This window comes from Pseudomonas sp. PA-1-6B (assembly GCF_021609545.1).
Lineage (GTDB): Bacteria > Pseudomonadota > Gammaproteobacteria > Pseudomonadales > Pseudomonadaceae > Aquipseudomonas > Aquipseudomonas fluorescens_BV.
Genome location: NZ_WJZM01000120.1, coordinates 1 through 1,800 on the forward strand (window position 1 = coordinate 1; position 1,800 = coordinate 1,800).

At 60.3% G+C, this 1,800-nt stretch carries 2 protein-coding genes; both read right to left on the reverse strand.

Translation table 11 applies throughout. The features are described from left to right. Nucleotides 1–156 precede the first annotated feature (156 nt). Nucleotides 157–1,497: a hemolysin family protein gene (locus tag GIV35_RS27160; RefSeq protein ID WP_003195620.1), complete on the reverse strand. Its 1,341-nt coding sequence runs from the start codon at nucleotides 1,495–1,497 to the stop codon at nucleotides 157–159. Nucleotides 1,498–1,595: 98 nt separating this feature from the next. Beyond that, nucleotides 1,596–1,800, reverse strand: a 205-nt coding sequence (locus GIV35_RS27165) for a hypothetical protein (protein WP_236265970.1), incomplete at its 5' end; no start/stop codon positions are given.

Below are 1,800 nucleotides of genomic sequence, written 5' to 3' on the forward strand. Positions count from 1 at the left end.
ATATGTGGCGCGCTACAACAGTGTAAGGCGCCACAGTTACAACGGTTACCACTCACCGATAGCGGCGGAAAAGCTAGCGGCGTGAAAACCGATAAGAATGTCCAAAATTACTGGACCAGATCAAGCCCGCTCCCACACACAGCACTGCGCTTGCAGTCAGTCCAGCAACAGCACCTTGGCCAACACGATCTTCGGCCCTTTCATCTTCTTGATGATGATCCGCAAGCCTTCAACTTCCAGCACTTCTTCTTCTTCCGGCACGCGTTTGAGCGTGTCGTAGATCAGGCCGGCCAGGGTTTCGGCTTCGATGTGGTCCAGGTCGACGCCCAGCAGGCGCTCCACCTTGAACAACGGCGTGTCGCCACGCACCAGCAGTTTGCCGGGCTGGTAGGCGAGGATGCCGCGCTCGGCCTTGCGGTGTTCGTCCTGGATATCCCCCACCAGCACTTCCAGCACGTCTTCCATGGTCAGGTAGCCGATGATCTTGCCGTCAGCTTCCTCCACCAGGGCGAAGTGCGCGCCGCCTTTGCGGAACTGCTCCAGCAGTTGCGACAACGGCATATGCCGCGATACGCGTTCCAGCGGGCGGGTCAATTCGGCCAGGTTGAACGATTCGGGGATATGGTCCAGGGCCGCCAGTTCCAGCAGCAAATCCTTGATGTGCAGCAAGCCGACAAACTCGTTGCGCACCGCGTCATACACCGGGTAACGGCTGAATTTATGGCGACGGAACAGCGCGAGGATTTCCTTGAGCGGGGCGTTGAAGTCCAGGGTCACCAGGTCTTCCCGGGAGTTGGCCCAGTCCACCACTTCCAGCTCGCCCATTTCCACGGCGGAGGCCAGTACGCGCATGCCTTGGTCGCTGGGGTCCTGGCCACGGCTGGAGTGCAGGATCAGCTTGAGTTCTTCGCGGCTGTAATGGTGCTCATGGTGCGGGCCAGGCTCGCCTTGGCCAGCGATACGCAGGATGGCGTTGGCACTGGCGTTGAGCAGGTAGATGGCCGGGTACATCGCCCAGTAGAACAGGTACAGCGGCACGGCCGTCCACAGCGACAGCAACTCGGGTTTGCGAATCGCCCAGGATTTTGGGGCCAACTCACCGACCACGATGTGCAGGTAGGAAATCACGAAGAAGGCGGCAAAGAACGACACGCCCTTGATCACTTCAGGCGACTGCACCCCGACCGCGCCCAGCATCGGCTCGAGGATGTGCGCAAAGGCCGGTTCACCGACCCAGCCCAGACCCAGGGACGCCAGTGTGATGCCCAGCTGACAAGCCGACAGGTAGGCGTCGAGCTGGCTGTGCACGGTACGCAGGATCTGCCCGCGCCAGCCGTTCTTATGGGCGATGGCCTCGACGCGGGTGGCGCGCAGTTTGACCATGGCAAATTCCGCCGCAACGAAGAAACCGTTGAGCAGTACCAGGATCAGTGCAAAAAGAATCATGCCGAAATCGGCGAAGAGTGTAGCGAGGGTAATGCCAGGGGAAGGGTCCATGATGGGGTTTTGCAGGTTCCGTGTGTTCAATAGGGGTGACAGGTGGGCCTGAAAGGCAGGCGCAAGTCGGCCAATGTAGCGGCTGACGGGGCGCTTGCCTAGTGCCCGCTGCCGGGCGGGGCTGCAAAGTCGTGTCGCAGAACCCGTGTGGGAGCTGGCTTGCCTGCGATGGCGGTCTGAAGTGCGCCCCAGAAGTTGGACACCCATCCAACTCCTGGGGCTTTTTCATGAGCAAATACACGACGCAATTCAAGCTTTCCGCCATCAGCGCCTTTCTTGAGCGAGGCCGTGGTTTTCGACGTA